Genomic DNA, 14,504 nt, shown 5'->3' with positions numbered 1-14,504 from the left:
TCGGTGATCGGGGCACCGGGGACGCGCACGGGGACCTGGCTATCCTTGGGTTGCCACCTCGTGGCCGGGTCCGTTTCGCGCGGTCTGCGGTGCGAGTGCGTTGCGAGGGGTCGGCAGCGTGCTGCCATCCCGGGCCCCGGCGGCGGTGTTGGCGCACCGCCTCGGGGCCGCATCATCTCGCCAATCCATCGGCGTGGTTGCTCAAGGGCTGCTCAATCCGTGTCGAGGCCCCTCTCCGCGAGCTCGGCCAGTTCCGGGGGCAGTTCGCCGGTCGCGTGGTAGGCGTTCCAGGTCGCGAGATCGGGGAACGTTCCCGAGGTCAGCTCGTCGAGAAAGGCGCTGGTCCAGGCCGCTTCGGCGGCAAGCATCGCCAGCGTGAACTCGTCCTCGACGAGGAAGAGGCGAGGCACGTCCCCGAGGTGCTCGGCAAGCGTGGCGCGACGAGCGGCGATCGACTCCGCGAGCGCGCCGAGCCTGGTCCGCAGCAGGGCGATCACCTCGTCCGGCGGCAGGACCATGTGCACCGACAGCCCGGCGGCGAACCTCGGATGCTCGGGCTCCGGCGTCGAGAGCAGCTCCCTGGTCCAGTCGAGCATCTCCTGCCGCCCGGCCTCGGTGATCCGGTACACCGTCCGCTCCGGGCGAGCCCCCTGCCGACTGGTGCCCACCACCTCAAGGAACCCGTGCTTCGCCAGGTTCTGCACGACGGTGTAGAGCGAGCCCCACTTCACGTCCATGTCCTGGTCCTTGCCGCGCGTGCGGATGAGCGAGGCGATCTCGTACCGGTGCATCGGCCGCTGGACGACCGTGGCCAGCACCGCCAGGGCCATCAGATTCTCGACCTTGCGCTTGGCCGCCATCGTCCCCACCTCTCACCCGTATTACTCGTCGACAAATATACGTCGGCGAGTAATTGAGCGCAAGCCCACTCCCGGGCGCATCTGGCCACACTTCAAGCGCTACATGGCCCTAGTCGAATCTGCCCCTACCAACGATCCGGCCGGCACTCACGTCGACGCGGAGAGGCCGACCGAGGAGGAACCCGCCGCGCGCGTGCGACTGCCCGCGCAGCGACAGGCTCCTGCGCGGGTAGTCGTCGGCGGAGTCAGGCGTGCCCAGCGCCGTGCCCGGCGGCAGGCGCAGGCGCTCGTGGCCGCGGCGGCCCTGGGGGCTAACGGATTTCGTATGTTCCGTCCAGCCGGGCACGGCCGATGACGTGTCCTGAGATGGCGGCGATCACCTCGTCGAGGGCGAAGCTCGCGGGCAGTTCGGGGGCTTGGTCGAGGGCGAAGAGCTGGAAGGCGTAGGTGTGCGGACCGTGTGATCGGATCGGCTTGGGTCCGGCCCAGCCGCGGTGGCCGAGCGCGCCTTTCCCGTGTCGGACGCCGGGAATCGGGCTGGGGTTGGCGAGGGCGTTCTCCGGGATGCCGGTCAGCGAGGGGTCGATGCCAAGCGTCAGCGCGTGGGTGGCCGGCTTGCCGAGCGGGACGTCGGGGTCTTGCACGATGAGCACGAGCTCGACGGTGCCGGCCGGCGGCCGCGTCCAGTCGAGGGCGGGTGAGATGTTCGCGCCGACGAGCCTGCCGCGGTGCTTTTCCGGGATCGGCGCCTCGTGGTCGAATGCGGGGCTGGTCAGGACGAAGTTCTCCGGAGCCTGCAGGTCGGGGCGGGCCCAGCCGAGCGTGTGCCGGCCGGCGCGCCGGTTGTGCAGCGCGAGGCCTAGGGGATTCGCGGGCATGACTTCGATTCCTTACTGGACGTGAGCCTGGCTGCCGCGGAGCGCGCGGTCGAGGAAGTCGATGATCTCGGTGCTGGTGGCGGTCTCGCCGAGCTTGGGGAAGACGCGTTCGAGGCTGTGCCGGTGGGAGTCGGGGTCGTGGTCGGCCATCGCGTCCGTGGCGAGGACGAGGTGGTAGCCGTGGTCGTGGGCGGAGCGCGCGGTCGACTCCACACCGGAACTGGTGGCGACGCCGACGAGCACGATCTGGGTGACTCCGAGGTCGCGCAGCAGCGTGTTGAGACCGGTGTCGTGGAAGGCGTTGCGGCGCCGCTTCGTGATCAGGTGGTCGCCCGGCTGCCGCTCGAGTTCGTCGATGATGTCAGCCCAGCCCGCGGGAAGCGTGTCGATGCTCCGGCCGCCGAGGCTGTCGGCCTCCGTGCGGCCGGGAGCGCGGCCGGTGACGTTGACCAGGACGACGGGGAGGTCGTGCATGCGGAATGCCTTCGCCAGGGCCACCGCGGGCGGCACGACGTGCGCGATCGGGTCGGAGACGATCCCCTTCTGCAGGTCGATGACGACGAGGGCGGCCGTGGGGTCGAGAGTGCTCAGCGGCATGGGTTGGGCTCCATGGGATCAGGGTCGGCCGGCGGCTTGTCGCCGCCGCGCATCAGGGAGACGATCGCGGCGATCACGCCGAAGGCCGCGGAGACGGCGAACACGAGGACCAGTCCATCGTGGAAGGGCCCTGAGATGATGTCCGGGAAGAACTCGCGCCCGGTGAGCACGTTCCTGTTCGCCGGTGTCAGCGAGGACAGCGCACCGTACCGCGAGAGCAGGTAGTGGACGGGGTTCACGCCGAGCATCGCCGCGAACAGGGACGAGACCGGCGGGAGGCTGCCGATCTGCGCGGCGACGTGGTGCGGGACGCCGTGCTGCGCGAGCCCGTTGGTGAGCGTGCGCGGCAGGGCGCCGGCCAGGCCCGCGATCATCAGGGAGAAGAACACCACGATCGACAGTGACGTGCCGGAGTTCTGGAACGTGGTGCGCATCCCGGACGCGACCCCGCGGTACTCGGCCGGGACGCTCGACATGATCGAGGACGAGTTCGGCGAGCTGTACATCCCGATGCCCACGCCGTTCAGCGTGATCAGCAAGGCGAACGCCCAGTACGGGAAGCTCACCGGCAGCATCAGGAGGCCGACGAAGCTCAGGGCGAACACGAGCATGCCGCCGGAGGCGAACCAGCGCGCCCCGAAACGGTCGGACAGTGTGCCGGACAGCGGGCCCGCGATGAAGAATCCGCCCGTCAGCGGCAGCAGGAAGATGCCCGCCCACAACGGCGTCCGGCTGTAGTCGTACCCGTGCAGCGGCAGCCAGATGCCCTGCAGCCAGATGATCAGCATGAACTGCAGACCGCCCTGCGCGAGCCGGGCGATGAATCCGGTGAGGTTGCCGGCCGTGAACGCCTTGATCTTGAACAGGTCCAGCTGGAACAGCGGCTCCGCGACTCTCCGCTCGATCGCCACGAACACGGCCAGCAACGCCGTGCCGCCGACGAGACCCGCGACCACCACCGGGTTCGACCAGCCCATCGTGTGACCGCCGTAGGACTGGATCCCGTAGGTGGCCGCGACGAGAACCGCGCTCAGGCCGATCGCGAAGGTGGCGTTGCCCCACCAGTCGATCCGCGACTTCCGCCGCGCCCCGGTGTCGCGCAGCCGGAAGTACGCCCACAACGTCCCGGCGACGCCCACCGGCACGTTCACCCAGAACACCGCCCGCCAGTCCCACGCCGCGAGCAGCCCTCCGGCGGTCAGCCCGACGAACTGCCCGGCGAAGGCCGCGGACTGGTTCACGCCAAGAGCGAAACCGCGCCGCTCCCGCGGGAACGCGTCGGTCAGGATCGCGGCCGAGTTCGCCGAGAGCATCGAGCCGCCGAACGCCTGCAGGAAGCGCCAGCCGATCAGCCACAACGCCGCGTGCGAACCGGTGAAGGGATCGAGCGAGAGCAGGATCGAGGCCACCGTGAACACCACGAAGCCGAGGTTGTAGATCCTGACCCGGCCCAGGATGTCGCCGAGCCGGCCGAGATTCACCACGAACACCGCCTGCACCAGCCGGTAGCCCATGATCATCCACAGCAGGTAGGCGATGTTCGCCGGTGCCAGCGGATCCAGATGAATGCCGTTGAAGATCGCCGGCAGGGCGATCAGCAGGATCGACCCGTCCAGACTCGACATGAACACGGCCATCGTCGTGTTCGTCAATGCCACCCACCGGTAGCGGTCGGCTTCCGCGGAGCGCGGCCCGACCGTTCGCGGCGACCTGCCCATCCGTGTACGCATCACTTCTCCGGCGCGGCACGCCAATTACTTAGGTATAAGAAAGAACTGCTTTTAGGTATACTAAGGAACCATGGAGAAGGATGCAACCGAGCCGCAGTCCGTGCCGGCCGAGGAGGCCGACCTCGGTGGTCAGGTGCGCTCCGCCGTCGGACGCCTCTATCGCCGTTTCCGCAGCGAGCGCCCCGAGGGCGGTCTCGGAGACGCGGCGCTCGCCGTGCTCACTCGTCTGCACAAGCTCGGACCGCAGAGCCTGACGGACCTCAGCGAGCACGACCGGGTCTCCCCCGCCTCCATGAGCCAGATCGTGAACCGGCTCACCTCGGCCGGCTACGCCGTGCGCACCAGCGACCCCGACGACCGCCGCAGAGTCCTCTTCAGCGCCACCGCGGAAGGCGACGGACTCGCCAGCGCCGCGCGCGCGCAGCGCAACGCCTGGCTCGACGAACAGCTGCGCGCCCTCAGCCCGGAAGACCGCGCGGTGATAGCCCGTGCCGCGGCACTGCTCAGCGGCATCGCCGACGCCTGACGGCGATGAGCCCGGCCGAAGCGATGAGGATCGCTTCGGCCGGGCTCTTCGCGTCGCCGCTTTCAGTCAGTCGCAGGACCCGCCGTAGACGCAGAGGTGCGAAGCGATGGTGGAGAGCTGCGCGGCGTCCTCGTACGACGTGGGCAGCGTGGCGGTGCTCTCGATGGAGACGTAGGCGATGGTGCTGCCCCGCAGGACGAAGTACTCGCGGTTGTAGGGCGACATGTCCACCGGACCTGCCGAGGTCTTCTTGACGCTCAGCCAGGCGGCGCTGCTCACCCCGTCGCCGCCGGTCTTCGTGACCTGCACGTTGCTGCCGGTCACCAGGCAGGTGGAGGTGTACTGGCTCTGCAGCCAGGTGAAGGTCTGCTGCGCGGACGCGGCGTCGGTGAAGAAGAAGATGAACTGGCTGCCGGCGGTTCCCGTGGTCGCGGTGAACTCGGTGTGCTGGGCGCCGATGGTGCGGGGAAGGAGCTTGGCCGGGTCCGCGCACATCGTGAGCGCCTGGAAGGTGGCATCCTTCGGGACATAGAACACTGTCGGCGTGAGCTGCTGACCGATGGGCGAGGTTCCCTGGGCGCTGGCCTGCATCGCCGTCCATTGGAACGTGCTCGCGAACGGCATCTGAGCCGGGGTCAGCCACGCCGCGTCGACCGCTTGATGCGGGTCCGCGATGACGGACTGGCTCGAGGCTGACGAACTGGACGTGGCTGGGCTGGAAGAGGCCGGGCTCGAGGCGGCGGTAGTGCCGGTGCTCGCGCTGGTGGTCGGACTTGCGGTCGAACCTGCGGTCGGCGTGGTCGTGGTCACGCTCGCGGTGACGTGCGGGCTGCCGCCCGTCAGGTGCGGGGTGCCGCCGCCGTTCGAGGAGGTGGCGAAGTACGCCGCCGTCGCGCCGACCGCGACGAGCACGACGGATGCGGTGGACAGGGCGATTCGCTGGTGCACGGTGCGCTGCCTTCCCCGGATTCGGGCGACCGTGGGCCCGGCGGTGTGCGCGGCTCGCGCCACGAGGTCCAGGGCGTCGGAGAGTGTGGCGTCGAAGTCCTTGGACACGGTCAGATCCCCCTTCGACGAGGCTGGGACGGGGCGGACGGCGGCGCGGCGGCGCCGGGTTTCTCGAGGCCCTCCGCGAACTCGGTCAGATGCGGTGCCAGGGCCTTGCGGCCGCGGGCCAGGCGCGCCTTGACGGTGCCGGTCGGCGTGCCGGTCTCGGCCGCGATCTCCTCGACCGACAGGCCGACATAGTGGTGCAGCACGATCGCCATCCGCTGGTCCGCGGAGATCTTGCGCAGTGCGGCGATGAGGGCGATGTGGTCCGGGTTCAATCCGGGGACCTCGGCCGCGGGCTGCTCGCGGTGATGCGCCTTGAGCCGGTTCACGGCCTTGCGCCACGAGGACACCGCGAGCCGGGTGGCGACGGTGCGCACCCACGCCTCCGGGCTGCCGACCTCGGTCGAGATCGTGGCCCACCGCTGCCACGCCCGCGCGTACGCCTCCTGAACACAGTCCTCTGCCTCGTGCAGGCTGCCGGTCATCGTGTAGATCTGGCTGATGATGCGCCGGTGCGTAGCCGTGTAGAACGCGTCGAAATCATGGTCGAGTCCGATCGCCATCCCGCCCCCTCCCCACCCCTGGTGCCGCGTTCCCGGTCGCGGCCTCAGTGAAGATACGTGCGGCGGGGCAGGTGGGTTTCATCACGGTTCGGCCGCGTCCGCACCAGTGCCGCGGAACGAGGTCACCTGGGCGGATATATCAGCACTTTCCGACGTTGAACCGACCTGCTTCCGGATGCGTGGCAACGTACGGGGATCGAAGCAGCCGACCGTCGGTCGGGCGGTCGGCTGCATCCCGACCCCCGTCCACGATCAGACCGGGCGTCTAACGGACGGAGGTTCCGGTGAGACGAACACGGAGAAAGGCACTGACGAAGATCGCGGCCACTGGGGCGATGGCGGCAGGGCTCGCCATGGCCGAGGCGGGACCGGCCGCGGCGAGCTACCACTGTCCGATCCAGCGGACACCTGGGCCCTGGTCGCGGGAGCTCTTCCGCCCGGACTGAGCTTGGTCACCGCCGACGGGCCGCGTGACGCGAACAACCACGCGAACAACCAACTGTCCGGCACACCGACCACGCCGGGCAGCTACAGCTTCACCATGCGCCTGACCGACTACCTCGGCCAGCAGGCCACCCAGCAGTTCACCCTCGACATCCAATAGATCCGACCCGCACGAGCGCCGTGTGTGTGGCACGCCGACTACGACATTCGAGCGGGCGCACCGACGACGCGCCGATCACCTCTGCGCGAGTCGGAGCGCCCGCGGCGAAGCTTCTGCTGACGACACGTCAGCGCATGGACAGAACACGAAGATCGGCGGCAACAGCCTACGACCGGCGCGGCCGCCCTCAGCGAGAGGAATATGTCATGGGACGAGTACATGCGCGCCGAGGCGCGCTGCTCGCGGCCGCGAGCCTGGCCGCAGCCGGCCTGACCGCGTCTCCGGCCCTGGCCGCGCAGACGTCCGCACACGCCGTGGGCACCACGTCGACACTGGTCGCCTCGACGGTGCCGGCCAACGGGGACGTGAACCCGTACGGAGTAGCGATCGTCCCGCGCTCGACCGGCGACCTGCACCAGGGCGACGTGCTGGTGAGCAACTTCAACGCGGTCTCGAACCTGCAGGGCACCGGCACCACGATCGTGCAGATCTCCCCGAAGGGGAAGCGGAGCACCTTCGCCCAGATCGATCCGGCGAAGTTGCCCGGAGCCTGTCCCGGCGGCGTGGGCCTGAGTACCGCGCTGGTCGTGCTGCGCTCGGGCTGGGTCGTCGTCGGCTCGCTGCCGACCACGGACGGCACCTCGGCCACCGCGAAGGCGGGCTGTCTGCTGGTGCTCGACAACCACGGCAAGGTCCGGGAGACCATCGCCGGGCATGGCATCAACGGACCCTGGGACATGACCGCCCTGGACCACGGCGACTTCGCCGATCTGTTCGTCACCAACGTGCTGAACGGCACGCTCGCCGCCGGCGGCGCCACCGTCCACCACGGGACGGTGGAGCGTCTTTCCCTCGCGGTCTCCGACGACCGGCCGCCGGTTCTGCTGAACCATCAGGTGATCGGCTCCGGGTTCGGCGAGCACACCGACCCGGCCGCGCTCGTGGTGGGCCCGACCGGACTCGCGCTGTCCGACGAGGGGACTCTGTACGTCGCCGACAGCGTCGGCAACCGGATCACCGCGATCCCGAACGCGCCCTGGCGATACAGCGACGCGGGCACCGGGCACACCGTGACCTCGAACGGCGCCCTGAGCACCCCGCTCGGCCTGGCGCTGGCGTGCAACGGCGACATCCTGGCGGTCAACGCGGGCAACGGCAACCTCGTCGCCACCACGCCCGGCGGCCACCAGGTCCAGACCGTCACCCTGGACAGCTCGGGCAACCCGCCCGGCGCCGGAGCGCTCTTCGGCCTGGCGGTCACGCACGCCGGCGTGTATTACGTCGACGACGCGACCAACACCCTCGACCTGCTGCACTAGAACTGCTGTAGAACTGCCGTAGAACTGCTGTAGAACCGCCGCGAACTGCTGCGCAGAAAGCCGCGGCATCCCCGCTGCCCCCGCGCCCTCGGTGCGGGGGCGGTACGCCGCGCCGTCCGGGTCAGCGGCGTTCCGGACCGCCGCGAGCTTGAGCCGCAGCCTGCTCCCGCTCGGCGACCTCTTTCGCCCAAAGCTCGTGCTCCTGCTCGGCCCATCGGCGCGGGACGGTGCCGTATCGCATTCCGGCCCGCGCGTGCCGGTCGCCGATCGCGAACCAGACGTGGCCGATCACGACGAACCCGATGGCCACGGCGAGCCAGTCGTGGACGAACGTCGCGCCGGTGCGCGTCGAGACGCTCGCGAGGCTCTGGAACCACATGATGACTCCGGTACCGGCCATGACCAGGATCGCTCCGCACTGGAACGCGGCGTTGAGCTTCTGGCCGGCGTTGAACTTGCCGACCTTCAGTCCGTACTCGTCGGATCGCCCCCGCTTCCAGGCTCTGCGCCGAAGCCAGAGCCGGTCCTGCGCGGTGTGCCGGTTCAGACGACGTACGTCGGCGCGGTAGGCCTTGGAGAACACGCCGGCCGCCATCGGGAACGGCAGCGCGAAGCCGCAGTACAGGTGGACGACGGCGATGAACTGGCGATGGCCGGTATAGATCGCCAACTGGTCGTTGTAGAGGATCGCGCCGGTGGCGATGAGCGCGAGCATCAGCGCGGTCGTCACCCAGTGGACGTAGCGTTCCGCGCGGGTGAAACGCTCGATGCGGTCACCGTCACCTGGTGGGAGCATCGTTCCTCCCGTTCGACGCGCCGACCCAGCCGTCGATCGCGTAGCCGAACCCCTCCCAGTAGCCGGGCTCGACCCGGTCCACCACCTGGATCTCGGAGAGCCACTTGATGCTCTTGTACCCGTACATCGGCGCCGCGTAGAGCCGGACCGGGCCGCCGTGGTCGTGCGTCACCGGTCCGTTCAACATCCGCAGCGCCACGATCATGTCGGGGTCGCGCGCCTGGTCCAGGGTCAGGGACTCGGTGTACGTGCCGTCGAACGACACGAAGCGCAGGGCCTTGGCCTGGGCCTTGACCCCCGATGCGGCGAGGATGGTACTCAGCCGGACACCGCTCCACGGGACGTCCGGCACCCGCCAGCCGGTAACGCACTGGAAGTCGGCGACGATGTCGGTCTGCGGCAGGGCGGCAAGATCGGTCAACGAATACTGCCGCTCGGTGTCCACGAGGCCGGTGACCCCGAGCCGGTAGGTCGCGGGGTCCGCGACCGGGACGCTGCCGGTGACGGAGTAGTACCGGAAATTGGCGCCGAACGGCAGAACGTTCAACACGCCGGTCGGGTCGTGCTCGGCGATCTTGGCCAGAGTGTCGCTGATCGACCTGCCGGTCGCGACCCCCACGGCACCCAGCGCCAGCACGGACAGGACGACGCGGCGCCCGATCGGCTTGCCCCGGTCGGGCAGCTCGGGTCGCTCGCCGGTGCCGCCGCCGTCAGCCACGACTCCAGCCTAGTCCGCACGCTGCGGGCAGGACCTTGCCAGGAGCTTACGGTTCGTGCCGATCTTCGTGCTGATCGAGAATCTCCGACCGTGGCCTTCAGTCGGACAGAACGTAGATCAGCTCGGTCACCGTCGCCTGGCGGCCCTCGGCGAACGCGTCCTCGCTGCCGATGCGGACGAATCCATTGCGTTCCAGCACCCGGATGGAGCCGGCGTTGTCCTCGACGACGCGGGCGTGCAGCGGTCGGACCGTGAACTCTTCGAGCAGCGCAGCGACGGCCGCGGTGGCCACGCCCCGGCCCCACACGTCCTTCCGGATCCAGTAGGTGAGTTCGATATCGCCTTCGATCGGGAAGGTGCCCACGCTGCCCACGATGTCGCCGTCGAGCTCGATGACCTTCGTGGCGATCGTGGCGTCCTTCAGGAAATCCCGCCACCTCTCCAGGTAGGCGTCACGGTCCCGGGCCGTCTCACCGATGAAAGCAGCCTGATGCTGGGCCTCGTCGTCGAGTTGGATCTCGAACATGAGGGGTAGATCGTCCTCCCGCAGCGGCCGTAGCGACAGGATTCCAGACATGCCGTGCGCCATCGCGTTGACTCCACACTGAACGGATTGCCGATCATCGATGCCTGCGACCCTAACAGCTCCGCGAACGGCAACCGCGCAACTACGTCATGTGGCGGATGCGGTTCACGCGGTATCCCTTCTAGAGTGCGTCCAGCGAGTGATCACCGGTCGCACCCACCTGGAGGCAGCGTGAACCCCATCCGCTATAAGGATCTTCAGACGGACTACGGGCCGCAGTTCGAGACCGACCTGGAGTCCGTCATCGCCGAGGTCGAGCAGGCCGTGCACGGCTCTGTCGAGGCGGAAGGCGAGAAGCGGGCGGTGCGGTTCGCCCACGCGAAGGCGTACGGGCTGCTGGAGGGCGAGCTCGAGATCCTGGAGGTGGCCGACCCGAGCTACGCCCAGGGGATCTTCGCGACGCCCGGACGTCACCGCGCCCTCGTCCGCTACTCCAACGGCCTCGGGCACCTCGGCCCCGACGCGCACCTGGGGACGGCGTGCGGCATGGCGATCAAGATCTTCGGCATCCCCGGCCCCTCCCTCTCGGACGAGCCCGACGCCGGGACGATGGACTACAACCTGATCAACCACCCGGTCTTCTTCGCGAACACGGCGCGCGACTACATCACGATCAGCCGGCTGTTCAACGATCTGCCCGGCGGACTGGTCGATCGCTCGAAGCGCGCCACCTGGCTGCATGCCTTCCTGACCCGCGACGGGCAGCTGCCGCCCGAGCAGTGGCTGTGGGATGAGCTGTTCGCGATCTCCAGCCTGTTCACCGTCGCGATGCCGAACCTGCTGCGCACCGCCTACTGGTCGATGGGGGCCGTGCGGCACGGCGACTACGTCGCCAAGGTCAGGACGCTCCCGACGACCCGGCACCCGGTCGACGCCGCGCGCACCGTCGACCTCGCCACCTCGCCCGGCCCCGAACCCGTGCGCGAGGCGCTCGTCGAGGACGCCCGTACAGAGCACACTTTCGACCTGCAGGTCCAGCTGTGCGCCGACCTTGAGGCGATGCCGGTGGAGAACACCTCCGTCCCCTGGTCCGAGAAGCTCTCGCCGTTCGTGACGGTCGCCCGGCTCACCCTGCCCGCCCAGGACGTGTCCGGGCCGGACAACCTCGCGCGCGCCGACGCGCTGTCCTTCACCCCGTGGCGCACCCCCGCCGAACACCAGCCGGTCGGCCAGATCCAGACCGTGCGACGACGGGTCTACGAGCGCTCCTCGATCCTGCGCCACCAGCTCAACAGCCAGCCCAGGAAGGAACCCGCCGGACCCGACGACGTGCACTGAAAGCAGGTCTCCCCTGGGGAGCTCTCGCTCTCCCCTGAGATCCGTGACCGGGTGTCAGCGGCCCTCGAACTTCGGCGGCCGCTTCTCGGCGAACGCGGCCATCCCCTCCTTCTGGTCGGCGGTCGCGAACGCGGCGTTGAACAGCCTCCGCTCGAAGTGCACGCCCTCGGCCAGGGTGGTCTCGAACGCGCGGTTGACCGCCTCCTTGACCATGGTGGCGGCGACCGGGGACATGTCGGCGATCGTGCGCGCCACGTTCAACGCCTCGTCGAGCAGGTCGGCGGCGGGCACGATCCGGGAGACCAGGCCGGCGCGCTCGGCCTCCTCGGCGCCCATCATCCGCCCGGTCAGGCAGAGCTCCATCGCCTTCGCCTTGCCGATCGCGCGGGTCAACCGCTGCGTGCCGCCCATGCCGGGCAGCACCCCGAGCTTGACCTCGGGCTGGCCGAACTTCGCGGTGTCGGCGGCGAGCAGCACGTCGCACATCATCGCCAGTTCGCAGCCGCCGCCGAGCGCGTACCCGGCCACGGCCCCGACCACCGGCTTGCGCAGCCGCGCGAAACGGTCCCAATCCGCGAACTGGTCCTTGAGGTACACGTCGACGAACTCGAGCGAGGCCATCTCCTTGATGTCCGCACCGGCGGCGAAGGCCCGCTCGGAGCCGGTCAGCACCAGGCAGCCGACCCCCGGGTCGCGGTCGAACGCCTCGGCGGCGGCGACCACGTCTGTCATCAGTTGCGTGTTGAGCGCGTTGAGCGCCTCGGGACGATTGAGCGTGATCAGCCCGATCCGGTCGCGCTGTTCGACGATGATCGTGTCGTACTGGGTCATGCAGGACTTCCTACCACGTCGAGGACGGGCGCGGGCTCCTGGAACGAGGCTCCCGGAATGAACAGGGCGGGGTGTGCGTTACTCCATCGCAGGAACTAGATAGAAACGATAACCATTGCACCTATGAGGAGTGTCGTGGCCCGCAACGAACTGCGCCCGATCACCAGGCTCCGGTCCACCGCCGGAACCGGATACACGTACGTGACCCGCAAGAACCGCCGCAATGACCCCGACCGGCTCGTGCTGCTCAAGTTCGACCCCGTCGTCCGCCGCCACGTCGAGTTCCGCGAAGAGCGCTAAGACAGGAACTCCAGCGCACGCTCCCGCATCTCGACCTTCCGGATCTTGCCGGTGACGGTCATCGGGAAGTGGTCGACGAGGTGCACGTAGCGGGGGATCTTGAAGTGCGCCAGCCGCCCCTGGCAGAACTCGCGAACCCGTTCCACGGTGAGCGGCTCGACGCCCGGCCGCATGACGATCCAGGCCATCAGCTCCTCGCCGTACTTCTCGTCGGGGACGCCGATGACCTGGACGTCGGCGATGTCCGGGTGGCTGTAGAGGAATTCCTCGATCTCGCGCGGATAGACGTTCTCGCCGCCCCGGATGACCATGTCCTTGATCCGGCCGACGATGTTGACGTAGCCGTCCGCGTCCATGGTCGCCAGGTCGCCGGTGTGCATCCAGCGCGCGGCGTCGACCGCCTCGGCGGTCTTCTCCGGCTCGTCCCAGTAGCCGAGCATCACCGAGTAGCCGCGGGTGCACAACTCCCCCGGCTCGCCGCGGCCCACCGGCAGGCCGCTGCCCGCATCGACGATCTTGACCTCGAGGTGCGGCATGACCCGGCCGACCGTCTCGGTGCGGCGTGCCAGTCCGTCGTCGCGACGGGTCATCGTGGACACCGGCGAGGTCTCGGTCATTCCGTAGCAGATGGCCACCTCGCCCATATGCATCTGATCCGCCACCCGCTTCATCACCTCCACCGGGCACGGCGAGCCCGCCATGATCCCGGTGCGCAGGCTGGACAGGTCGAACTCGCCGAACCGCGCGTGGCCGAGCTCTGCGATGAACATCGTGGGCACGCCGTAGAGCGACGTGCACCGCTCCTGCTGCACGGCCGCCAGCGCGGCCTCGGGCTCGAACCCCGGCGAAGGCAGCACGATGCAGGCGCCGTGCGAGGTCGCCGCGAGGCAGCCCATCACCATGCCGAAGCAGTGGTAGAGCGGCACCGGGATGCAGATGCGGTCGGCTTCCGTGTAGCCGACGCCCTCGCCGACGAAGTAGCCGTTGTTCAGGATGTTGTGATGCGACAGTGTCGCGCCCTTGGGAAAGCCCGTGGTCCCCGAGGTGTACTGGATATTGATCGGATCGTCGAAGGTGAGCGTCGCCGCCCGCTCGCGCAGCTTCGCCGGATCGGCCGCGCGCCCGGCCGCCACCAATTCGTCCCAGCTGGGTTCGCCGATGAATACCGCATGCGCGAAACCGGCCTCGACGAGCATCGCCCGATAGTCGCTGGTCTTGTGTGAGACGGCGCTGACGATCAGCCGCATGCCCGACTGCCGGATCACGTAGCCCAACTCGTGCGTACGGTAGGCCGGATTGACGTTGACGAGAATCGCGCCGATCTTCGCCGTCGCGTACTGGGTCAGCACCCACTCGGCGCAGTTCGGCGCCCAGATCCCGACTCTCTCGCCCTTGCCGATGCCCGCCTCGATCAGGCCGAGCGCCACATCGTTCACGGCGGCGTCGAACTCCGCATACGTCCAGCGACGCCCCGAGGCCACCTCGACCAGCGCCGCACGGTCCGCATGCCGCGCCACCGTACGCTCCAGGTTCGCCCCGATCGTCTCCCCGAGCAGCGCGACGGCGCCGATACCGGAGGAATACGACAGCACTGTCTCATCCATAACCCTGAGAATCCCGCATCCCCCGCCCGAGGGCCAGCCCAAGCGGTCGATGGCCCGATCCCGACGGCAACGAGCTTCCGCGTGGTGGGCCGGCGCCCCAGGACGCCGTGGCTTCCGGCCGGGGCGCCGGCCCTTTCACGCGTTCAGCACTTGCCGTAGTTGTCGGCGCCGGGACTGACGTTCGAACCGGCGAGCCAGCCGGTCCGCCCGGTCTCGTTGTCGTGGATGTAGAACCAGGTCTGTCCGGCGCTGTTGCTCCAG

16 protein-coding genes are annotated in these 14,504 nt (G+C 69.0%); 5 read left to right on the top strand and 11 right to left on the bottom strand.

All coding sequences use genetic code 11. The features are described from left to right. Positions 1-212: 212 nt before the first annotated feature. The 4 genes from VG296_RS20235 to VG296_RS20220 form a co-directional block, all read right to left on the bottom strand. The gene (locus tag VG296_RS20235; RefSeq protein ID WP_325567877.1) at positions 213-860 is read right to left on the bottom strand and encodes a PadR family transcriptional regulator; all 648 of its coding nucleotides are present in this window, start codon (positions 858-860) and stop codon (positions 213-215) included. Positions 861-1,171: 311 nt separating this feature from the next. Next, positions 1,172-1,738: a YbhB/YbcL family Raf kinase inhibitor-like protein gene (locus VG296_RS20230; RefSeq protein WP_325567875.1), complete on the bottom strand. Its 567-nt coding sequence runs from the start codon at positions 1,736-1,738 to the stop codon at positions 1,172-1,174. A gap of 12 nt (positions 1,739-1,750) precedes the next feature. After that, entirely contained in the window at positions 1,751-2,335 is a 585-nt protein-coding gene (locus tag VG296_RS20225) for an isochorismatase family cysteine hydrolase (RefSeq protein WP_325567873.1), read from the bottom strand. Then, on the bottom strand, positions 2,326-4,065 hold the full coding sequence (locus VG296_RS20220) for an MFS transporter (RefSeq protein WP_325567871.1): 1,740 nt from the start codon (positions 4,063-4,065) through the stop codon (positions 2,326-2,328). The genes VG296_RS20225 and VG296_RS20220 overlap by 10 nt, the downstream gene beginning before the upstream one ends. Before the next feature lie 70 nt (positions 4,066-4,135). Here VG296_RS20220 and VG296_RS20215 point away from each other — a divergent pair, with 70 nt between their 5' ends. Beyond that, a complete protein-coding gene (locus tag VG296_RS20215) occupies positions 4,136-4,591 on the top strand; it encodes a MarR family transcriptional regulator (RefSeq protein ID WP_325567869.1) in 456 nt (151 codons plus the stop codon). 66 nt (positions 4,592-4,657) lie between these two features. On the opposite strand, the gene VG296_RS20210 is transcribed toward VG296_RS20215, so the two are convergent. Both VG296_RS20210 and VG296_RS20205 read right to left on the bottom strand, forming a co-directional pair. Continuing rightward, a complete protein-coding gene (locus VG296_RS20210) occupies positions 4,658-5,647 on the bottom strand; it encodes a hypothetical protein (RefSeq protein WP_325567867.1) in 990 nt (329 codons plus the stop codon). A 2-nt stretch (positions 5,648-5,649) separates the two neighbouring features. Further along, positions 5,650-6,207, bottom strand: a complete 558-nt coding sequence (locus VG296_RS20205; protein WP_325567865.1) for a SigE family RNA polymerase sigma factor — start codon at positions 6,205-6,207, stop codon at positions 5,650-5,652. Between the two features lie 175 nt (positions 6,208-6,382). Here VG296_RS20205 and VG296_RS20200 point away from each other — a divergent pair, with 175 nt between their 5' ends. Further along, the gene (locus VG296_RS20200) at positions 6,383-6,811 is read left to right on the top strand and encodes an Ig domain-containing protein (RefSeq protein ID WP_325567863.1); all 429 of its coding nucleotides are present in this window, start codon (positions 6,383-6,385) and stop codon (positions 6,809-6,811) included. A 206-nt stretch (positions 6,812-7,017) separates the two neighbouring features. Further along, a complete protein-coding gene (locus tag VG296_RS20195) occupies positions 7,018-8,130 on the top strand; it encodes a hypothetical protein (RefSeq protein ID WP_325567861.1) in 1,113 nt (370 codons plus the stop codon). Positions 8,131-8,251: 121 nt separating this feature from the next. On the opposite strand, the gene VG296_RS20190 is transcribed toward VG296_RS20195, so the two are convergent. The 3 genes from VG296_RS20190 to VG296_RS20180 all read right to left on the bottom strand — a co-directional run bounded on the left by VG296_RS20190 (position 8,252) and on the right by VG296_RS20180 (position 10,221). Then, on the bottom strand, positions 8,252-8,926 hold the full coding sequence (locus VG296_RS20190; protein WP_325567859.1) for a cytochrome b/b6 domain-containing protein: 675 nt from the start codon (positions 8,924-8,926) through the stop codon (positions 8,252-8,254). After that, positions 8,910-9,644: a molybdopterin-dependent oxidoreductase gene (locus tag VG296_RS20185; protein WP_325567857.1), complete on the bottom strand. Its 735-nt coding sequence runs from the start codon at positions 9,642-9,644 to the stop codon at positions 8,910-8,912. Before VG296_RS20185 ends, VG296_RS20190 begins: the two co-directional genes overlap by 17 nt. A 97-nt stretch (positions 9,645-9,741) precedes the next feature. Beyond that, positions 9,742-10,221 carry a GNAT family N-acetyltransferase gene (locus VG296_RS20180; RefSeq protein ID WP_325567855.1) on the bottom strand — a complete coding sequence of 160 codons (480 nt, stop codon included), beginning with the start codon at positions 10,219-10,221 and terminating at the stop codon, positions 9,742-9,744. Between the two features lie 180 nt (positions 10,222-10,401). Here VG296_RS20180 and VG296_RS20175 point away from each other — a divergent pair, with 180 nt between their 5' ends. Continuing rightward, complete coding sequence (locus VG296_RS20175; RefSeq protein ID WP_325567853.1) at positions 10,402-11,508, top strand: catalase family protein; 1,107 nt, start codon at positions 10,402-10,404, stop codon at positions 11,506-11,508. Between the two features lie 54 nt (positions 11,509-11,562). Here the strand turns inward: VG296_RS20175 and VG296_RS20170 are convergent, their stop codons facing one another. Beyond that, positions 11,563-12,339, bottom strand: coding sequence for an enoyl-CoA hydratase (locus VG296_RS20170; protein ID WP_325567851.1), 777 nt, complete (start codon positions 12,337-12,339; stop codon positions 11,563-11,565). A 135-nt stretch (positions 12,340-12,474) separates the two neighbouring features. Between VG296_RS20170 and rpmG the strand changes: the two genes are divergently transcribed. After that, complete coding sequence (gene rpmG, locus VG296_RS20165; RefSeq protein WP_325567849.1) at positions 12,475-12,639, top strand: 50S ribosomal protein L33; 165 nt, start codon at positions 12,475-12,477, stop codon at positions 12,637-12,639. Here rpmG and VG296_RS20160 read toward each other — a convergent pair. Further along, positions 12,636-14,243, bottom strand: coding sequence for an AMP-binding protein (locus tag VG296_RS20160; protein ID WP_325567847.1), 1,608 nt, complete (start codon positions 14,241-14,243; stop codon positions 12,636-12,638). The two genes, rpmG and VG296_RS20160, sit on opposite strands and share 4 nt — an antisense overlap. Between the last annotated feature and the right edge of the window lie 261 nt (positions 14,244-14,504).

The sequence above is a fragment of the Actinospica sp. genome, assembly GCF_035552695.1.
Classification (GTDB): Bacteria; Actinomycetota; Actinomycetes; order Streptomycetales; family Catenulisporaceae; genus Actinospica.
Note: the sequence above shows the minus strand (reverse complement) of the source record. Positions and strands in the feature narration are given on the sequence as shown.

Excerpts from the sequence above, each read along its gene's own strand:
- VG296_RS20180 (WP_325567855.1), bottom strand. The coding sequence starts at position 10,221 with ATGTCTGGAATCCTGTCGCTACGGCCGCTGCGGGAGGACGATCTACCC.
- VG296_RS20215 (WP_325567869.1), top strand. The coding sequence starts at position 4,136 with ATGGAGAAGGATGCAACCGAGCCGCAGTCCGTGCCGGCCGAGGAGGCC.
- VG296_RS20220 (WP_325567871.1), bottom strand. The coding sequence starts at position 4,065 with ATGCGTACACGGATGGGCAGGTCGCCGCGAACGGTCGGGCCGCGCTCC.
- VG296_RS20195 (WP_325567861.1), top strand. The coding sequence starts at position 7,018 with ATGGGACGAGTACATGCGCGCCGAGGCGCGCTGCTCGCGGCCGCGAGC.
- VG296_RS20230 (WP_325567875.1), bottom strand. The coding sequence starts at position 1,738 with ATGCCCGCGAATCCCCTAGGCCTCGCGCTGCACAACCGGCGCGCCGGC.
- VG296_RS20160 (WP_325567847.1), bottom strand. The coding sequence starts at position 14,243 with ATGGATGAGACAGTGCTGTCGTATTCCTCCGGTATCGGCGCCGTCGCG.
- VG296_RS20225 (WP_325567873.1), bottom strand. The coding sequence starts at position 2,335 with ATGCCGCTGAGCACTCTCGACCCCACGGCCGCCCTCGTCGTCATCGAC.
- VG296_RS20190 (WP_325567859.1), bottom strand. The coding sequence starts at position 8,926 with ATGCTCCCACCAGGTGACGGTGACCGCATCGAGCGTTTCACCCGCGCG.
- VG296_RS20200 (WP_325567863.1), top strand. The coding sequence starts at position 6,383 with ATGCGTGGCAACGTACGGGGATCGAAGCAGCCGACCGTCGGTCGGGCG.
- VG296_RS20235 (WP_325567877.1), bottom strand. The coding sequence starts at position 860 with ATGGCGGCCAAGCGCAAGGTCGAGAATCTGATGGCCCTGGCGGTGCTG.
- VG296_RS20205 (WP_325567865.1), bottom strand. The coding sequence starts at position 6,207 with ATGGCGATCGGACTCGACCATGATTTCGACGCGTTCTACACGGCTACG.
- VG296_RS20170 (WP_325567851.1), bottom strand. The coding sequence starts at position 12,339 with ATGACCCAGTACGACACGATCATCGTCGAACAGCGCGACCGGATCGGG.